Below are 315 nucleotides of genomic sequence, written 5' to 3' on the forward strand. Positions count from 1 at the left end.
CTCATCAACTTTTGCGCATTTTTCAACAAGGCTCAAGTTATTGGCGGATTCCACAGTGGGGAAGCTCTGTATCAAATTTAAAAAGCATGTCTTGAGATTCTCAGTCTTTTGCTGGAAGCACTCAGGGCCGCCTTCCGCGATGAACAAAGCAATCCGGTCTCCGTCCTTGTAGCACACAAAGTCGATGAGTTGATTGGTACTGTTTTGGGCATCATTGATGTGGTTCGCATATTCGTTGCCTACACAAGGACGCACGCCCTGCAGCACCGAGCTGATACAGCCTTTCAGTTGAGCACTCTTGTCACAGTACTTCTT

General features: G+C 47.3%; 1 protein-coding gene. It reads right to left on the reverse strand.

Features of this window, described 5'->3' with window-relative positions; all coding sequences use genetic code 11:
• Window positions 1-267, reverse strand: a 267-nt coding sequence (locus F0U47_RS23005; protein WP_223162872.1) for a DUF1397 domain-containing protein, incomplete at its 3' end; no start/stop codon positions are given.
• Window positions 268-315 lie beyond the last annotated feature (48 nt).

Origin of the sequence: Nocardioides antri, from assembly GCF_008373765.1 — a bacterium.
In the GTDB taxonomy this organism is placed as follows: Bacteria; Actinomycetota; Actinomycetes; order Propionibacteriales; family Nocardioidaceae; genus Nocardioides; species Nocardioides antri.